Annotated in this window: 15 protein-coding genes; 5 read left to right on the top strand and 10 right to left on the bottom strand. The window is 48.3% G+C overall.

Going from position 1 to position 17,155, the window contains the following annotated elements; genetic code table 11:
* Positions 1-27 precede the first annotated feature (27 nt).
* Positions 28-435 carry a DUF1801 domain-containing protein gene (locus tag NF212_RS07370; protein WP_434360207.1) on the bottom strand — a complete coding sequence of 136 codons (408 nt, stop codon included), beginning with the start codon at positions 433-435 and terminating at the stop codon, positions 28-30.
* A gap of 81 nt (positions 436-516) precedes the next feature.
* On the bottom strand, positions 517-1,470 hold the full coding sequence (locus tag NF212_RS07365; RefSeq protein WP_434360205.1) for a phytanoyl-CoA dioxygenase family protein: 954 nt from the start codon (positions 1,468-1,470) through the stop codon (positions 517-519).
* A 181-nt stretch (positions 1,471-1,651) separates the two neighbouring features.
* On the opposite strand from NF212_RS07365, the gene NF212_RS07360 reads away from it, so the two are divergent.
* Positions 1,652-2,509 (top strand): AraC family transcriptional regulator, encoded by an 858-nt coding sequence (locus NF212_RS07360; RefSeq protein ID WP_434360203.1) that lies wholly within the window; start codon positions 1,652-1,654, stop codon positions 2,507-2,509.
* Positions 2,510-2,538: 29 nt separating this feature from the next.
* Here the strand turns inward: NF212_RS07360 and NF212_RS07355 are convergent, their stop codons facing one another.
* From NF212_RS07355 to NF212_RS07335, 5 genes are all read right to left on the bottom strand, one after another.
* Complete coding sequence (locus tag NF212_RS07355; protein ID WP_434360201.1) at positions 2,539-3,066, bottom strand: hypothetical protein; 528 nt, start codon at positions 3,064-3,066, stop codon at positions 2,539-2,541.
* 211 nt (positions 3,067-3,277) lie between these two features.
* Positions 3,278-5,056 (bottom strand): formate--tetrahydrofolate ligase, encoded by a 1,779-nt coding sequence (locus tag NF212_RS07350; RefSeq protein ID WP_434360199.1) that lies wholly within the window; start codon positions 5,054-5,056, stop codon positions 3,278-3,280.
* Positions 5,057-5,185: 129 nt separating this feature from the next.
* Positions 5,186-6,076, bottom strand: a complete 891-nt coding sequence (locus NF212_RS07345) for a methylenetetrahydrofolate reductase (protein WP_434360197.1) — start codon at positions 6,074-6,076, stop codon at positions 5,186-5,188.
* Between the two features lie 60 nt (positions 6,077-6,136).
* On the bottom strand, positions 6,137-7,516 hold the full coding sequence (locus tag NF212_RS07340) for a glycine cleavage T C-terminal barrel domain-containing protein (protein ID WP_434360195.1): 1,380 nt from the start codon (positions 7,514-7,516) through the stop codon (positions 6,137-6,139).
* A gap of 146 nt (positions 7,517-7,662) precedes the next feature.
* Positions 7,663-8,214: a hypothetical protein gene (locus NF212_RS07335; protein ID WP_434360193.1), complete on the bottom strand. Its 552-nt coding sequence runs from the start codon at positions 8,212-8,214 to the stop codon at positions 7,663-7,665.
* Between the two features lie 474 nt (positions 8,215-8,688).
* Here NF212_RS07335 and NF212_RS07330 point away from each other — a divergent pair, with 474 nt between their 5' ends.
* Both NF212_RS07330 and NF212_RS07325 read left to right on the top strand, forming a co-directional pair.
* Positions 8,689-9,657: a TerC family protein gene (locus NF212_RS07330; RefSeq protein ID WP_434360847.1), complete on the top strand. Its 969-nt coding sequence runs from the start codon at positions 8,689-8,691 to the stop codon at positions 9,655-9,657.
* Positions 9,658-9,819: 162 nt separating this feature from the next.
* A complete protein-coding gene (locus tag NF212_RS07325) occupies positions 9,820-11,472 on the top strand; it encodes a methyl-accepting chemotaxis protein (RefSeq protein ID WP_434360191.1) in 1,653 nt (550 codons plus the stop codon).
* 70 nt (positions 11,473-11,542) lie between these two features.
* On the opposite strand, the gene NF212_RS07320 is transcribed toward NF212_RS07325, so the two are convergent.
* The 3 genes from NF212_RS07320 to NF212_RS07310 form a co-directional block, all read right to left on the bottom strand.
* Positions 11,543-12,130 carry a GNAT family N-acetyltransferase gene (locus tag NF212_RS07320; protein WP_434360189.1) on the bottom strand — a complete coding sequence of 196 codons (588 nt, stop codon included), beginning with the start codon at positions 12,128-12,130 and terminating at the stop codon, positions 11,543-11,545.
* 274 nt (positions 12,131-12,404) lie between these two features.
* Positions 12,405-12,851, bottom strand: coding sequence for a GNAT family N-acetyltransferase (locus NF212_RS07315; protein WP_434360186.1), 447 nt, complete (start codon positions 12,849-12,851; stop codon positions 12,405-12,407).
* Positions 12,852-13,031: 180 nt separating this feature from the next.
* Entirely contained in the window at positions 13,032-14,546 is a 1,515-nt protein-coding gene (locus NF212_RS07310) for a fumarate hydratase (RefSeq protein ID WP_434360184.1), read from the bottom strand.
* Between the two features lie 363 nt (positions 14,547-14,909).
* On the opposite strand from NF212_RS07310, the gene pabB reads away from it, so the two are divergent.
* Both pabB and NF212_RS07300 read left to right on the top strand, forming a co-directional pair.
* Positions 14,910-16,289 carry an aminodeoxychorismate synthase component I gene (pabB, locus tag NF212_RS07305; protein ID WP_434360182.1) on the top strand — a complete coding sequence of 460 codons (1,380 nt, stop codon included), beginning with the start codon at positions 14,910-14,912 and terminating at the stop codon, positions 16,287-16,289.
* Positions 16,290-16,309: 20 nt separating this feature from the next.
* On the top strand, positions 16,310-16,984 hold the full coding sequence (locus tag NF212_RS07300; protein ID WP_434360180.1) for a CoA pyrophosphatase: 675 nt from the start codon (positions 16,310-16,312) through the stop codon (positions 16,982-16,984).
* The last annotated feature ends 171 nt before the right edge of the window (positions 16,985-17,155 follow it).

The following is a 17,155-nucleotide window of genomic DNA, read 5'->3' as shown; positions in this document are numbered from 1 at the left end:
CCGGATTGAATGTCGGGGCTTTTTATTTCAGGTACCCAGCAGGGGTAAATGCCTGAGTGATTTGTAATGAAACGCTAGGGAAAAACAATGCGCTAACGGCTCGAACTGCACTGGCTTATCCATAGGAATTTCAATCTCCCGGTTGCCGTGAAAAATAAACAGCTCTGCATAAATTTCCCGGAACGTTTCAACCAGTGATGTAGTGCAGACAAAGTATACAGAGACTGAGTCCGGCTTTTTCTCGCTCCATGCGATCCGTACCGGTGATCCACCTTTCACGCTGTAACTGAGTTCTCCCCACTTCAGCGATTCTTCTACCTGTCCTACCCCATCAGAATCCGCCACCTCGAATATCAGTTGCCGAATAGACAGAAGCAACAAACCCGCAGGTTTTGGGTATTGGGATATTTTCTCTAAAGCTTCTGATTCAGTCATCCGGTAATCCCTTACTGCTGACAGTGTTTTCAGGAACCAGCATAGCGAAAAGCTATAACCGGAAACAACCGAATCAATGCCTTATTTCTGCCAGGCATCCAGTCCCAACAGCTTCCTTCCCAAGTCTGATAACTCAGCTACAGGGTAACGAGTCTGTTCCCAATTCCTTGGGTCACCGGGAAAGGCAAATCCATCCGGTGGCAAACGCTCGGACCAGGACTTAACTCGCCAATCCCGCACCTCAAGGTTTTCCTCTTCAGCCGGTACCATCGAAATATACTGGGCCATGCGCACTCGGTCTGATTGGTTAGGGCGAATGCCATGCGGGAGCAAACAGTTAAAAATCAAAAGATCACCTGCTTGTAAAGGCACAAACGCAGGTTCATAGCCGGTTAAGTCCGGAACAAAGGTATCTCTGTCATCGGGTTGGGATTGACGCCAGATTTCCAGGTCTCGGTACAAAGCCGGGACGCACTGAAAGCCACCGGTTTCCTCGGTTGTATCAGAAAGTGCCAATACACCCTGAACATTAACAGGTAAAGGTGTCAGGGATGAGTCCGCATCCCAATGAACAAAACCACCAAAATCTCGACCCTTTTTGTTAGGGGGATTCAGGTTTGCCCGGTCAATCGTTACCCACAAGTCTTCACGATCCCAAATGTCCACGAATGCGTGATAAACCCGCTCATTTTGGCGGTTGTCCCACAATACTTGGTTGTTATAACACTCGACCATTCCTGAGTTGTTTAGCTCAGCCATCTGGTGATCCCGGAATTGAGGGCGATACCAGGTTTGGGAATTATTCGGATCCATCTCCTGAAATTCCCACAAAAATGATTGTGATTTCTCAACAGTTTCAGGGGATATGGCATTTTTGATAACCACAAAACCGTTGTGCTGCCAGAATAAAAACTGTTCCTCACTCAACACGCGAAGCGGCAATGATTTCACGATGTCTTTAAGCTGCGTACCGTGCAGATTGGATACACTGTTGTTACCCGGTTGGTTGTCACCGAACCCATATCTGTTTTTCATGTTGACCTCCCTGTCACTGTTACTCCTTGCCATATTGCGGGCGGGGGCTCCTCATTTAGGCGGGGTCAGTATCGCAGGCAGCTCATGATTAATGTGATACATTTTGCTCAACTATTAGTACTATCTGCTCATTATTAATTAGAATATTTACGGATATGTACTAAATAGGCACAACGAAGCAATGAAAGCGCAGTTTGAAAAAGTAATGGTACCGGAGGGTTCTTCCTGGAAGTTTATGTTGCGGGAACTTGATGCTATCCCGTTTGAATGGCACTTCCATCCGGAATATGAACTTACCCTGACCGTTAACAGTTCCGGTGAGCGTTATGTCGGCGATTCCATTGAAAGGCACGGCGAGTTGGATCTCGTGCTAACAGGCCCTAACCTTCCACATACCTGGCAGTCGTCAAAGAGTCTGGACGAAAGCCGTTCTCAAATTGTTTACGTGCTATGGTTCAGCCAGCAGTGGGCAGATTCCCTGGTACAGCAGTTTCCTGAGTACTCAGGTTTGCCTGCACTTCTGTCAGCTGCGCACCGTGGAATATGTTTCCCACCGGCTCTTGCAAGGAGCCTTGCACCAGAATTTGAGGCACTTCCTGATGCCAACCCAGTAAACAAACTATTAGTTTTACTGTCGTTGCTGGACTCACTGATACACTCTGAATATACATCGCTCGCATCAAACCATTTCGATAGCGCAAATGTGCAGCACCACCAGCAAGAAGCACTAACTACTATTTTGGCAAAAGTACACAGCGATTACAGACAGGTATTGTTACTGGAAGAGATGGCTTCGTTGGCGAATATGAGTGTCAGTAGCTTTGTCCGTTTCTTTAAACGGCACATGAAACAAAGCTTCAACCGGTACCTGACCCAAATCAGAATCGGACATGCTTGCCAGCTTCTCATCCGGACCGAATATCCTGTCTCACTAATCGCCGATCAAAGTGGTTTTGGAAATCAGTCGAATTTTAACCGGCTGTTCCGAAAATATAAAAATATCACTCCAATTGAATTTAGAAATCAGCATAAAATATAAAGCCCCGAACAGACGGGGCTCATAAATAATTAGTATGTGAGTTTCCAACCTGTTAAGTCATTTTCAGATTTAATCTGTTCGATAGTCTGCTTTCTCTTTAATCCAAAGCTTCGTTCAACACCGTAATTAAATCTATCTTTTTTCTGCCATCCAGTTACTTTAAAGTTAGGAACGGTAATTTCGTTTGGAGCAATTGGGAGGAAAAGAGAAACTTCGTGTTCAATATATGATTTTGCACCGTTAATAACATATCGCTCTTTGGAATAACAGCGCAGTGACTTAATAGCGTAATTTCCTTCAGGAATATCTGAGCGTATCTGATACGAGCGATCTCTGGCAGGGTAAATCTCTACTTCAAAAGGATCACTATAATACGCGCTGCCTTCTTCTACTGTATAAAGAGGAAGTGAAATTCTACTGCATGCAAACTGGCTTCCCGGGGTATCGAAGTCCATGGGTATTGCCGCTGCGCCTAAGCCCTTGGCTTCACCTAACTTTGTCGTCTGACATGCCGCAACCAAAGAAACCATACCTAATACAACCAACGCTTTTTTCATTATAGATTCTCCATCTTCTACACATAAGAGACTTATTGCGTAATGAAATTCATTATTACGCAATTAATAACATCCAGAAGATGATAAACCAACTTCACAAAATATCCGATAATCACTTCAAATTATGTGATGAAATAGAAACGAACAGATAATACAAGGAAAAGTAAACAATACTAGACCTGATGCTTATTCGCATCAGGCCTTATTTCAATTAAAACAACCCTTCAATTAGCCCATTGTCGTCAAGGCGAATATTTAATGCGGCTGGGCTTGCGGGCAGTCCTGGCATCGTCATTACATCTCCGCAGACTGCAACAACAAAACCGGCACCCGCCATTAAACGCATTTCCCTTACTGGCAAATCATGGTTATCCGGCGCCCCTAAGGCTTTCGGATCAGACGAAAAACTGTAAGGTGTTTTTGCAATACAGACAGGCAGGTGGCCAAAACCCATGCCTGTATAAACAGCCATTTGTTTTTTAGCCTCTGCGCTGAAGCTTACACCCGACGCCCCATATAGTTTGGTCGCCACCTTCGTGACTTTCTCTTCCAGAGAAATTTCATCCGGATAGAGCAACGTCACCTCAGGCGAAGGCTTCGCTAACTCTTCTGCAACTACCTGCGCCAGCTCTAAAGCACCATTCCCCCCTTTAGCCCAGTGCTCTGCGCAAACCGCTGTCACACCAAGGTCCAGGCAAAGCGCTTTCACTGCCGCAATTTCTTCTTCCGTATCAGAAGGGAAGCGGTTAATACACACAACCGGCGTCAGGCCAAACTGCTGAAGGTTCTGAATATGACGTACAAGGTTGGAGGCGCCATTTTGTAAAGCAGTGACATTTTCAAAATTCAGGTCAGCTTTTTCCACCCCACCCTGCGATTTAAGTGCCCGAATAGTACATACCAGTACCGCAGCATCCGGACGCAACCCTGAAAGACGGCATTTGATATCGAGGAATTTCTCGCCACCCAGATCAGCACCAAACCCCGCCTCCGTGACGACTACATCACTCACTGCCAATGCTGCTCGCGTTGCAGCAACAGAGCTGCAACCATGGGCAATGTTGGCAAATGGCCCCCCGTGGACAAATACCGGGTTGTATTCGAGGGTCTGGATAAGGTTCGGTAACATGGCATCTTTCAGAAGCACCGTCATCGCACCATCTGCTCCTAACGCTCTGGCTGTTACCGGCGCGTCATCAAACCGGTATGCCACAATGATGTCACCCAGTCGCTTCTGCAGATCTTCCAGATTCTCCGCCAGACAAAGTACTGCCATTATTTCCGACGCAACGGTGATATCAAAACCGGTCTCGCGTGGTATGCCGTTAACTTTTCCACCCAAGCCGACAATGACGTTTCTAAGAGCACGGTCATTCAAATCTACAACACGTCTCCATACCACTCGCCGGGAATCAATGTTTTGCTCGTTACCCCACTGGATATGGTTGTCAATCATTGCAGCCAACAGATTGTGAGCCGCTGTAATGGCGTGGATATCGCCGTTAAAGTGGAGGTTAAGGTCTTCCATCGGAATGGCCTGCGCACGGCCACCACCGGCTGCGCCACCTTTCAGGCCAAAACAGGGGCCTAAAGAGGGTTCACGGAGGCATACTGATGTATTGATACCCAACAGGTTAAGGGCGTCGGTCAGGCCGATACTGGTTGTTGTTTTACCTTCTCCGGCAGGGGTTGGCGTAATCGCGGTGACCAAAACCAGCTTTCCTGTAGTGCTGCCGTCATCTGAAACCGGCGAAACATTTTCCCCGTCCCTTAAATTGTCTAAATTGAGCTTCGCTTTGTAGTGTCCATAAGGGATTACCTGTTCAATACCCAAGCCAAGGCGATTCTGTGCGAGTTGTTGAATTGGCATGGGCTTTACAGCACGGGCAATTTCTATATCCGGTGAGCCCGGTGGAGGGAAATCCGGTGCAAATGTATGTGGTTTGTCTACGAACGTGGTGCCTTCGCATAGTTCTAGAGAGGTGGTCATTACGGCCTCCTGAATACAAAACGGCGAGAACATCCGGGTAAGAGCCTCGCCAAAATGAAAGCAACCTTTGCATAAGTGATTAAAACAAATACAAAAGTAAAGACAGCTGATGCAACAGCGATACTTTCGCTAACCACTGAGTGACATTTGCCTCAGCCATTCAGCTGACCGCTGTAAACCGCCAAAGGGGAAGATATGAATACCTTGAAACATGGAATCCGGGTTATCTGCGTGATATTTGGCTAACGCCCCGATCACACCATCAGGCTTCCACGCCCGAAGAAGCCGGGCTGCTCCCGGTCTGCGCTTCAGCACTTTGGCGCTGGATCCTACTCCACAATGTGCCGCATAAGCAATCAGGGTTTTAAGCTGAACCGGTCCCGGAAGCCCTACAATGACAGGGAGAGGTGACAACACTTCATGCTGGCTCTCAAGCCACTCCGTAACAGATTGATGTTCAAATACAAACTGCGTCATCACCCACATATCAATGCCATGCTCTGCAGCCCAGACTTTCTTCGCCATAAGCGCATCAGTCAGCTCTGCCGTATTCGCAGCCGGGTGACCTTCCGGATGCCCGGCGACACCAATACCTTTCAAGGGAAACGATGACAAAATACCGGAATCAATAACATCCAGTGTGTTGGCGAAAGGGCCAGTAACTTTACGGTCTCCGGCAATCAGCAAAATCTTGTCAACCCCGCTGACTGTCAGCGCCCCGAGCCAGTCCCCAAGCTCCACACTGCTGGAAAGCGACCTTGCCGGTACATGTGGCACAGGGTCATACCCTTGTAACCTGAGTTTCTGGCATGCCTGAAGGTTTTCAGAAAACCGGCTTTTAGGCAGAAAAGGGACATAGATTTTCATTCCCCGGGGTAAAGAACCCCAAAAGCCCGAATCAGACAATATATCTTTTGCAGTAACTTCTATTGAGGCTTGCCTGGCCAACTGGATCGAATCAGGTATTGCCACTTCTCCAGGTGATGGAACCCCCTCACCGATTTCGTGCACACATTTCATACGGACACCTCCGCGGAGCAACACGTTGCTCCGCTTTCAGGCAACAGCAAGGTGACTTCATCAATCTACAAAGTCACTTCCTCTTAGTTTCGCCACTTCACGGGAGTTAGGGTTAACCGATGGACGGAATGGCACATCGACCACTTCTGCTGCTACCCGGGTTGTACCGTCAGGAAGTGCATATTCAACCGGAAGCTCTACCTCATAGCGAGTCCCAGATTCACGCCCTTCCCATGGTACAAACGCCAGGGCAATGTTGGTTTGCAGCTCCGGTGAATACCACGGAGAGGTGACATAACCAAGTGCTTCGTTACCTCCCTCGCTGAAGACAAGCCAGAAATCATTGGCATAATCTGTGATTTCTGCACCGCCCAGCCGGAGACCCACCATACCAAGGGTGTACGGAGAGTCACCTGCTTCCAGTTGCGCCCTGTGAGACTCAAGTGCAGTTTTGCCGATATAGTCTGAATCCTTGTTGCGCGGTACCTGGTAGGCAAGGTTGCACTGGAATGGCGTAATCTCCTGGTCAATATCCTGTCCCCAGGAAAGGATGCCGGCTGCAATCCGCCGATGGTGGGCGGGCGCAATCACCCTGAGGTTATGCTTTTTGCCTGCATCAAGTACGGCATACCACATATCTTCGGCGTAAAGGGTGGCATCGCGAAGGTATATTTCATATCCCTTCTCACCGGTAAACCCGGTCTGGGAAATAATCACATCCCTCCCGGCAACCTGACCTTCCATCAATCCATAGAAAGGAATATCGCTGACCTCATCACCAAACAGATCAACCATCAATGCTTCAGATTTCGGCCCTTGTATCTGCACCGGGCAAACATCAATTTCGGCAATAGTGACGTCGAACCCTTTGCCAATATTGACGCCACGTAACCACAGCTCCAGGTCGCTGTCAGATATAGAAAACCAAAATTCATCTTCTGCTACGCGCAGTAGTACCGGGTCATTTAAAATTCCGCCGTCTTCGTTGCACAAAACCACGTATTTACCATGCATTGGTTTAATTTTTGTCGCATCACGGGTAATGACGTAATCCACCAGTTTTTCAGCATCTGGCCCTTTTACCTGAATTTGGCGCTCAACAGCCACATTCCACATAGTGACATCATTGACCAGGGACGCGTACTCAACCATGGCACCACCCTCTTCTGGCCTAACGTAACCACGGGGATGGTAAATACGGTTGTAAACTGTTGCACGCCAGCAACCTGCTTCAACAGACAGGTGCCAGTACGGTGACTTTCTTACTCGGGTGGAGATAAGCATTTCAACGGCTGTAGGGCCGGACTGACGGAGGTTAACCGGCACCTTGCGGCTGGACTGGTCTACGTCAGTGTTGTGCCGCGCGGCACCGGCTCGTGCTTCCTGGGAGTCACCAGGTTGTTGTTGGGGAATAACACTCATGGCCTCGTCCTCATCCATTGTGGAATTCCCATAAATGTGGCGCGACGGCGGCAAGAAAATTATTTCACGGCGACACTGTGAAACTTAAAAACGTCAAAACCGGCTGAATGATGGAAATAGTGCTTCCTGACACGCAATATTGAGCCGGTTGTCTGAATCTGACATCAGATACCTGACGGTCGTTTGACGCGGCCGAATCCATGAGGAGATACATCGACTACGCGGGTCACCAAGTGATTGGGGTTTTCCGAGAGGCTCTGGTAGTCAGCATGATCCAACCAAGAAAACTGCAGCTTCAGCCAGTTCGGGCCCAAGGAAGTTGAACGCACAGCGTGCCAGGCAATCCGGTCTCCAAGGTAAACCCAATCTATCTGGTTTACAGCTTTAAACCCGTTGTCATAGCGAAACAAACCGAGATACCAGAAAATACCCGACCCTTGATTACTGATGGAATAAGGCACGGTAAAGTACATTTCTCGTGCAGGGTCCCCAAGTTTAAGTGCGAAAATGTCCGGGTAGGCAATATTAACAGTGCCGCGTTCTGCACCGTCCTCATACCGCCCGGAGGCAAAGCCATGTTTGCCAAAACCGTGCAGTTCGGTAAGTGGAATTTTTAGTGATGTATCGGGTAGATCAACCAGCCAAGGATGGTAAGTATCAACTGAAAACAGGGTTTTCATCACCAATGCTGCCCCTTTGCTCTGTTCTTCGGTCATATCCACTCCGTACCGGGCGGCAACATAAACCGGACTGCGCGTTTCCCTATATTCCAGAACGAAAAAAACGCCGACAACAAAAACGGACAATATGACAATAGAAATCGTTTTTCTCATGGGCAAAAGACATAAAGCAGACAATTTGCTCAGTATTTTATACCCAATATGCAAATTGATTGTCATAAATGTCGTACAACTACCCATAAAGATCTAAAACATTACTGGAATTCCGGCTACTAACGGAGTTAGAATTGCGGCGAGTTTGGGGAGTAGTCACCACTGGTCTGATAGTCGTCATCCCGAAGCAGAAGCTTCCGGCTATCAGAGAGCCCACCATCGCTTTGACGAGACCAACGCCAAGTTATCAATTCAATGCCTGCCATTCTGGCGGGATTGATGCGATTGATGTCACTGGCGGAGGATCGCGTCTTAAACGCCGCCCTTCCGCCATTTCTGGAAGGAGCATCTCGCTTTATGTCCCTGCTAAGCTACGAAGGCCTGTTTGTACTAACCGGCTTTATGATTGCGCTTGATCTTTACCAAACCCGAGGCGGCAAGATTACCGTCAAGAAAGCCGCGCTTTGGAGCGTATTCTGGGTAGTATTGGCGCTGATTTTCAATGCATTCCTCTATTTTAACTGGTCTGCCATGGCACCGGACAGCAGCTACACCTCTCCTGCTGCGGCCACCGCATTCCTGACCGGTTACCTGCTTGAAAAATCACTGAGTGTCGACAACCTGTTTGTCTTTGCCCTGCTGTTCAGCCAGTTTGCTGTTCCTGCACACTTGCGCCCACGAGTACTGACTTGGGGGGTTTTAGGCGCATTGGTCCTGCGTGCCATTATGATTGGCGTTGGTGCTGAACTGCTGGAAACCTTCCATTGGATCCTGTACGTCTTCGGTGGATTCCTGATTTACACCGGTTACAAACTATGGAAAGAAGACGAAGAAGAAGAATCTGTTAAGCCGGGCGAATCTATACCAGAACGTCTGGTTCGCAAGTTACTGCCTGTGACAGACGATTACCGTGACCACAAACTGTTGGTTCGGGAAAACCACAAGTGGTTCGCAACCCCGATGATGGTTGTAGTGGTAGTCATCGCCTGTACGGATGTAATGTTCGCACTGGATTCAATTCCCGCAATTTTCGCCGTAACCAAAGAACCGTACCTGGTTCTGACTGCGAATATTTTCGCCCTGCTGGGCCTGCGTTCCCTGTACTTTGTACTGGAAGGTATGCTGGACCGTTTCTGCTACCTGCGCCCTGCTCTGGCGTTTATCCTCAGCTTTATCGGTATCAAGATGCTGTTGTCACACACTGATTACGCCATCCCGACCGTAATTTCACTTGGCGTCATTGTTACAACTATTACTGTGGCAATTTCAGCCTCGCTTTGGGTAACTCGGAAAAAGCCTGCTGAACCCGCGCCCCAACACAAGTAATTTCCCCAGCCCGGTTCGCCGGGCTATTTTATTGGACAGATTTTCCGCAAACGCTCTGCATTCACCACGCAAATAGCAATTTCCGCTATACATAGCAATTTCATATAAATATGATTTACATCACACAACTATTCCTAATGCATTATAAGTAGGACGTAAATCATGCCTCTACGCAACCTGACCATCGGCAAGAAGCTGACTTTGGCTTTTTCCGTGCTTGGTCTGATGCTGGTATTCACCGGAATTTTCGCTCTGACCCAATTTGGCCGGATGAATCACCAGGCATTGGATATTACAGACAACATCCTCCCAAGTGTGAACACCGCTTACGCCATCCGCAACCAGATTACTGACTATCGCCGTTATGAGCTGGGCTATTTCCTGGTACGCCAAAACGCCTCCCTGGAAGCCAAGTACCGCGGTATTCTGAACAGCAAACCTGCTGAAATCAGCCACCTGTTCGATACGTACCACAAAGGCCTTTATGACTCCCAGGAAACCGCAATTTATAACAATGTGAAGCAATTTTGGGCTCAGTACCAGAATCTTCACATGCGGGTGTTTAACCTGGTAGAACAGAATAGATATGACGATGCCCAGTCTTTGTTCCTGCGCGAAGGCCCGGCACTTTTCGCAAAAGTAGTTGATGCAATTGAGAAACTGGTAGCGATCAACCATGAGTTTTCAGTTGAAGGCAGAGAGATGGTTGAGGATGTCTACTTTTCAGCCCGTCTGAACATCATTGGCGCTATGCTGGCAGGCCTGGCACTGGTTATCGTCTTCGCGACCGTCCTTACCCGCCAGATCCGTAATCCACTGGCGATGCTTGTAGACCAAGCCCGAGCCATTGCACAGGGTAAACTGGGACGTGGTGTACTGTGTGACTGGCTTGATACCGGCAAAATTAACCACGATGAAACAGGCCAATTGGCTGATGCTATCCGGGAGATGAAAAACGGCCTGAGCCAGCTGGTTAATGAAATTTCTGGTTCTGTCGCACAGTTGAGCTCAGCCGTTGAAGAAGTCAGTGCTATTTCTGAGCAATCCGCACAGGGCATGATGCAGCAACAAGGTGAAATCGCCCAGGTTGCCACTGCAATGAACGAAATGCAGTCAACACTGCAGGAAGTTGCCCGAAACACGACTGAAGCAGCCGGAGCAGCAAACCATGCAATGGATGCAGCTGGCCAAGGTACTTCCGTCGTTCAGGAAACTATTTCAAGCATTGATGAAGTGGCTACCAAGCTCGAAGATGCCTCGAATGTTGTTCAGCAGCTGGAACAGGACAGTCACAACATCAGCATGGTTCTGGATGTTATCCGTGGCATTGCTGACCAAACCAACCTTCTGGCTTTGAATGCTGCGATTGAAGCTGCACGTGCTGGTGAACAAGGCCGTGGTTTTGCTGTTGTGGCGGATGAAGTACGCACTCTGGCTCAGCGCACCCAGGCATCAACAGAAGAAATCAACAAGATGATTGAGCTGCTGCAAGCCCGTACCGCCGAAGCCGGCAACGCGATGCAAATCAGCCGCAGTCAGATGATGAACTCTGTTGAACTGGCAAGCAAAGCTGGAGAGAGCATCGACCGTATCAATGACGCAGTGAATATGATCACTGACATGAACAACCAGATCGCCAGTGCCACGGAAGAGCAGAACCTGGTTGCCGAGGAGCTGAACAGGAACGTAACGACAATCCAAAGCGTTTCTGAGGAAAATGCCCAGGGTACCCAGCACACTGCGACCACCTGCCATGACCTTAACCGCCTGGCAACCGGCCTTTTGGAAGCTACCCGCCGTTTCGACCTGAGCTGATTTAAGTAATCGAATTGACGTGAAGCAGAAAAGGGTGCTCCTGCACCCTTTTTCTTTATTACACCAATCCCTATCCTGTACGAAGCCTGTGAACAAGCCCCTGCTTCACTCCACACCAGTCATGCTTGGTAATACTGAATACAACCGTGTCTCGTATTCGACCATCAGGCATCACCTTGTGACAGCGCAAAACTCCCTCTTCCCTCGCTCCCAATCGAAGAATCGCATTTCTTGAATTGTGGTTAAGAAAGTCTGTTCTGAACTCTACCCTGTTCAGGTTCAGTGTCTCAAATGCGTGACTCAACATGAGTAGCTTCGCCTCGGTATTCACCGGGGAACGTTGAAAAGATTTGCCAATAAAAGTGTATCCAATCTCCACACCTTTATTCGCCAAGTCCGCATTAGCAAACCGGGTTGAACCGACAACCCGGTTGCTTCGTTTATCAATGGTGACAAAAGGCAGCCCGTCACCGGACTCATAACGGGAAATCGCATCACGGATATAGGTTGCAACCTCTTCAGGACGGGGTACGGAAGTAAAAAAAAGCTTCCATAGTTCACCATCCTTTACTATATCAATTAACGCATCCTTATGTGCCGGGGTCATCGGCTCAAGCTTAACAGCTGTCCCTTCCAGAGTTACCTTGTCAAAAGACATGCGCTCCCTCGCTCTTTTTAAGGCGGTCCACACCGGATATACATTTTCCCAAATCACGTCAAGGTGCGTGATTCAAGGTAAAATCAGTGCGTTCAATGAGCCACCATACTATCAAAACAGTGCCTGACAGCCAGTCAACTCTTGCTGAAATCTGCCCGTTGAATTGGTTTGAATTTACATCTATACGTCGACATTAACATCCCATGCGAAAATATTGTATACGGATTCTATCAACTCACTTTTAACCCTATGGCTGATAAATGAGTCCTTTTTCCTACCGTTTTTTCGGAAGCCGACGCATGTACACGAGGTATTTGGTTGATTTGCAGCAGGTAAACCCAAAGCGGGCATAGAGGGAATGTACCGGATTACCTTTTAGAAAAGCCAGTTCACAGAGTTGCCCTTCTCGATCCAGTCTTTCACAGATGCGAGTTAATACACGGCTTCCGATACCAAGCCTTTGATACTGAGGGACAATGTAGAAAGATCCCAGATAAACACCCTGTTTCCCAAGCTGGAAACTGACCGTGCCAATTTTTTCCGAGCCAGACACTATAAGCCAGGGTTTTACAATCGCCCACTCCTTGGACAAAATCGCTTTCTGTTTCTCTTCGTCCCAACCGAAATGGGGTTCGATATACTCCCTCTCAACTTGTGATTTGAGTTGTGCCACCCATTCAAGTTCATTGTCTGTAGCGATTTCAAAGTGGATTTCTTCCATGTCACCTTCCTGAAACAGCTTTAACTCATTGTATGGTTTCCTTGCTAACTTACAAAAACTGAAAGCCGGAAGCGTGTAAGCGCTCATATTTCAGATCAATCAGGACGTCCGGACCAATAATGAAATGGCAGGAACAAAAAAGGGGCCGAAGCCCCTTTTGCTAAAACCCTTTCGTCAAAATTAGCCTTCCATCTCGGCTATCTTAACCTTCCAGGTATCCGGACCCATCTGGTGGGCATTGTTACCGTTTGAATCAACGGCAACAGTGACCGGCATATCTTCTACGTCAAATTCGTAGATAGCTTCCATACCCAGGTCTTCAAATGCCACTACACGAGCCTGTTTAATCGCTTTTGCAACCAGGTACGCAGCGCCACCGACAGCCATCAGATATACGGCCTTGTGCTTTTTGATAGATTCAATCGCAGCAGGACCGCGCTCTGCTTTACCAATCATGCCAATAAGGCCAGTTTCACCGAGCATCATGTCAGTGAACTTGTCCATACGGGTTGAGGTGGTTGGGCCTGCAGGGCCAACAACTTCATCACCCACAGCATCAACCGGGCCTACGTAGTAAATAAAGCGGTTGGTAAAGTCCACGCCCTCTGGCATACCTTCACCATTTTTAAGCATGTCCTGGATACGCTTGTGGGCAGCATCACGACCGGTCAGGATTTTACCGCTAAGCAGTACGGTTTCTCCGGTTTTCCATTCCAGAATGGACTCAGGGGTAACTTCATCTACGTTAACGCGACGAACGTTTTCACCCACTTCCCAGGTCACTTCAGGCCAGTCTTCCAACTTCGGAGCTTTCAGATCTGCAGCTCCGTTGCCATCAAGGGTAAAGTGGACGTGTCGGGTTGCTGCACAGTTTGGAATCATACAAACAGGCTTGGATGCAGCATGTGTCGGTGCAGTTTTGATTTTCACATCAACCACAGTTGTGAGGCCGCCAAGGCCCTGGGCACCAATACCCAGCTTGTTCACACGGTTGAAAATATCCAGACGCAGCTCTTCTTCCGCGTTTTGCGGGCCGCGATCAATCAGTTCCTGAATATCAACCGGCTCCATCAGTGATTCTTTTGCCAGCACAGCCGCTTTTTCTGCCGTACCACCAATGCCAATACCCAGCATACCCGGAGGACACCAGCCTGCGCCCATTGCAGGCAAAGTCTTAACCACCCACTCAGCAACATCATCAGAAGGGTTCAGCATTACCATCTTGGTCTTATTCTCTGAACCGCCCCCTTTCGCAGCGAGCATAAATTCCACTTTGTCGCCCGGAACCATTTCTACGTGCACGACAGCAGGCGTGTTGTCTTTGGTGTTTTTGCGGCTGCCTGCGGGGTCTGCAACAACAGAAGCACGAAGCGGGTTGTCAGGGTTGTTGTATGCGCGGCGGACACCTTCATCAACCATTTGCTGAACGGTCAAATCCGTTTCCCACTGCACATTCATACCGATTTTTACAAAACAGGTCACAATACCGGTGTCCTGGCAGATAGGACGTTTGCCTTCTGCAGACATACGGCTGTTGATCAGAATCTGGGCAATGGCATCTTTTGCAGCCTGGCTCTGTTCTTTTTCGTACGCCTTTTCAAGGGCCTGGATAAAATCTAGAGGGTGGTAGTAGGAGATGAACTGAAGCGCGTCAGCGACGCTGTTGATTACATCATCTTTACGAATGACGGTCATATTTGCCTCTTTATAGTTATCTTTCCGTGGCGCCCTGTGACAGGGTGCTTCCAGTGTGTAGCTAATTCGGTTTCTCACAAATTGCTTTTAACTGCCACATCAGAAGAAAATTCCGGTGTAGCAATAGATCCATTACTCGCTACCTGTCCATTTTCCAACAATTCAGCCGGTTACGGTAAACGTAAAACAAAGTTTCCACGTTAAATATCGTTGGCCCAACCTACAATTGGTCACAGATTGTACGCCGCAAGTCATACTGCTAACGGCGCATTGGGAGAACAGGTACACACGCGTCTTCTTTATGATACTCTTAGCGCCCTCATGTCGCTATGAGACACATCAAAAACGAACACAAAAGAGATGATGACCGGGAACCCAAATACTTCTATTTCGCTGACATCCTTGCAGTACTCCCCTGATGCTGTTCCAGCATTGTTCAGCCATATCTCTCATCTGCCATGGGCAATGTTATTACACTCGGCATCCGCCTCCCATCCGGATAACCGGTTCGACATATTGGTCGCCGACCCGATAGCGACTGTGGTATATGACGGGACACTGAATCATCTCACGACTAAAGAGGGTTCAACGCGTTCTGAAGCAGGTGATCCTTTCGCATTCCTGAATACCGTACAAAATGAACTCTTGCCGTCTTTGGAAACGCATCCCGACATTCCTTTTTTAGGTGGTGCCCTTGGGTATTTCTCCTATGATCTTGGCCGAACGGTTGAGCAGTTGCCCGTAACGGCAATCAACGACACGGGCATCCCGGATATGAGTGTTGGCCTGTACAATTGGGCTCTTGTTGCAGATCACCAAAAGCAAACGGTCACACTTGTCCAACCCGAGGGAAGCGATAGGCTTTCTTGGTTGAACAGCTTCGAGCACAGCGACCAAGCTCCTTTCAATCTGGTATCAGGATGGGAATCAAACCTTACCAAAGACGCCTACTTCACCCGGTTTGCAAAAGTTCAGGAATATCTGCTCGCCGGCGATTGCTACCAGATAAACCTTGCCCAACGTTTCAGTGCAGCTTACTCCGGAGATGAGTGGGATGCCTATTTGCGATTGGCAAACCAAAATGGCGCGCCTTTTTCAGCCTTTATTCGGTTGCCTGAGGCGGCTGTACTGTCAGTATCCCCCGAACGTTTTCTGCAATTGAAAGACAAGGATATAGAAACCAAACCGATTAAAGGCACCCGCCCTCGCTCCACAGATGCATCCCAGGATGAGAAGAATGCGGATGATCTTCGCCATGCAGAGAAAGATCGTGCTGAAAACCTGATGATTGTCGATCTGCTGCGCAACGATATCGGTCGTGTAGCGTCTCCCGGCTCTGTTTCAGTGCCCGCTCTTTTTGAAATAGAAAGCTTCCCGGCAGTACACCATTTGGTCAGCACAGTTAAAGGAAAGCTCGGTGACCAGTATTCAGCCTGTGACCTGATGAGAGCCTGTTTCCCCGGCGGGTCAATTACCGGAGCCCCAAAAGTCCGGGCGATGGAAATTATTGAAGAACTTGAGCCACATCGGCGAAGTGTTTACTGCGGAAGCATTGGTTATATCAGCCGTTGTGGTACGATGGACACAAGCATCACAATTCGAACACAAGTCTGTCACAATGGTAAAATATTTTCCTGGGCAGGCGGCGGGCTGGTAGCAGACAGCAAACCAGAAGCTGAATATCAAGAAACCCTGGACAAAGTTAGCCGTATATTGCCGGTTTTGAGCGGGGAAAAGCCATAAATTAAGTCAAATGAGGACACATGCCGCCGGAAACTTCTGTTTATCAGTTACCAAAGCTAAACCCTAACGGCCAGTCCTCTTTCCCTTCGCAGCCCGTCGATCTCTTGGGCGTATTAACCCGTTTTTCTCTCACTCCCTCCTATCGGTATGGACAGTGGTTACACAGGCTGACATCTGGCAAACACCGGCAAACGTTTAAGGACGCTGCCGTATTAGTTGCACTTATCGAAAGGGCCGACGGTTTGCACGTCGTTCTTACACGAAGAGCCAAACATCTCAAACATCATCCTGGGCAAATCAGCTTCCCCGGAGGAAGGGCTGAAGCAACAGATGCTGATCTTATCGACACTGCCAGAAGGGAAATGTTTGAAGAAGTGGGGATTCACTGCCGTCGAGAGGACGTAATTGGTTGCCTGCCATCACTTCCGACAATCAGTGGCTTTAACGTCACCCCTGTCATCGCCGTCATTTCCAGCACTGATGACGTAAATCTGGACAGAGGTGAAGTTGACAGCATGTTTGAATATCCGTTGGCACATCTCTTAAACGATGATGCAATAAAAACCATTTCTATATACAGAAATGGTGAATATCACCCAGTGTACGCAATTCCTTATGCTTCAAACCTTATTTGGGGGACCACTGCGATGATATTTCGCGCAATGAAAATCCAGATTTCAGGCCACTCACGCTGACTTTTCTGACGATTTTAACGCATCTCAAAATAAAGACTCTCAAAACGTCCATTTCTTACCGTTAATCCTCTTAAAATCCGCTAGCAATCCCTCCATTTTGTGACTAAAATCACGATTATATGTACTACAATTTCCTCCTGTTACATAACTAGATCTATATCACCGTATAAA

It is taken from the genome of Parasalinivibrio latis, from assembly GCF_036825535.1.
GTDB lineage: Bacteria > Pseudomonadota > Gammaproteobacteria > Enterobacterales > Vibrionaceae > Parasalinivibrio > Parasalinivibrio latis.
The sequence above is the reverse complement of the archived record's forward strand: the minus strand, read 5'-3'. Positions and strand labels throughout refer to the sequence as shown.

What these genes read in the sequence shown, in the direction of transcription:
- NF212_RS07370 (WP_434360207.1), bottom strand. Translation starts at nt 435, where the DNA reads ATGACTGAATCAGAAGCTTTAGAGAAAATATCCCAATACCCAAAACCT.
- NF212_RS07365 (WP_434360205.1), bottom strand. Translation starts at nt 1,470, where the DNA reads ATGAAAAACAGATATGGGTTCGGTGACAACCAACCGGGTAACAACAGT.
- NF212_RS07360 (WP_434360203.1), top strand. Translation starts at nt 1,652, where the DNA reads ATGAAAGCGCAGTTTGAAAAAGTAATGGTACCGGAGGGTTCTTCCTGG.
- NF212_RS07355 (WP_434360201.1), bottom strand. Translation starts at nt 3,066, where the DNA reads ATGAAAAAAGCGTTGGTTGTATTAGGTATGGTTTCTTTGGTTGCGGCA.
- NF212_RS07350 (WP_434360199.1), bottom strand. Translation starts at nt 5,056, where the DNA reads ATGACCACCTCTCTAGAACTATGCGAAGGCACCACGTTCGTAGACAAA.
- NF212_RS07345 (WP_434360197.1), bottom strand. Translation starts at nt 6,076, where the DNA reads ATGAAATGTGTGCACGAAATCGGTGAGGGGGTTCCATCACCTGGAGAA.
- NF212_RS07340 (WP_434360195.1), bottom strand. Translation starts at nt 7,516, where the DNA reads ATGGATGAGGACGAGGCCATGAGTGTTATTCCCCAACAACAACCTGGT.
- NF212_RS07335 (WP_434360193.1), bottom strand. Translation starts at nt 8,214, where the DNA reads ATGACCGAAGAACAGAGCAAAGGGGCAGCATTGGTGATGAAAACCCTG.
- NF212_RS07330 (WP_434360847.1), top strand. Translation starts at nt 8,689, where the DNA reads ATGTCCCTGCTAAGCTACGAAGGCCTGTTTGTACTAACCGGCTTTATG.
- NF212_RS07325 (WP_434360191.1), top strand. Translation starts at nt 9,820, where the DNA reads ATGCCTCTACGCAACCTGACCATCGGCAAGAAGCTGACTTTGGCTTTT.
- NF212_RS07320 (WP_434360189.1), bottom strand. Translation starts at nt 12,130, where the DNA reads ATGTCTTTTGACAAGGTAACTCTGGAAGGGACAGCTGTTAAGCTTGAG.
- NF212_RS07315 (WP_434360186.1), bottom strand. Translation starts at nt 12,851, where the DNA reads ATGGAAGAAATCCACTTTGAAATCGCTACAGACAATGAACTTGAATGG.
- NF212_RS07310 (WP_434360184.1), bottom strand. Translation starts at nt 14,546, where the DNA reads ATGACCGTCATTCGTAAAGATGATGTAATCAACAGCGTCGCTGACGCG.
- pabB (WP_434360182.1), top strand. Translation starts at nt 14,910, where the DNA reads ATGACCGGGAACCCAAATACTTCTATTTCGCTGACATCCTTGCAGTAC.
- NF212_RS07300 (WP_434360180.1), top strand. Translation starts at nt 16,310, where the DNA reads ATGCCGCCGGAAACTTCTGTTTATCAGTTACCAAAGCTAAACCCTAAC.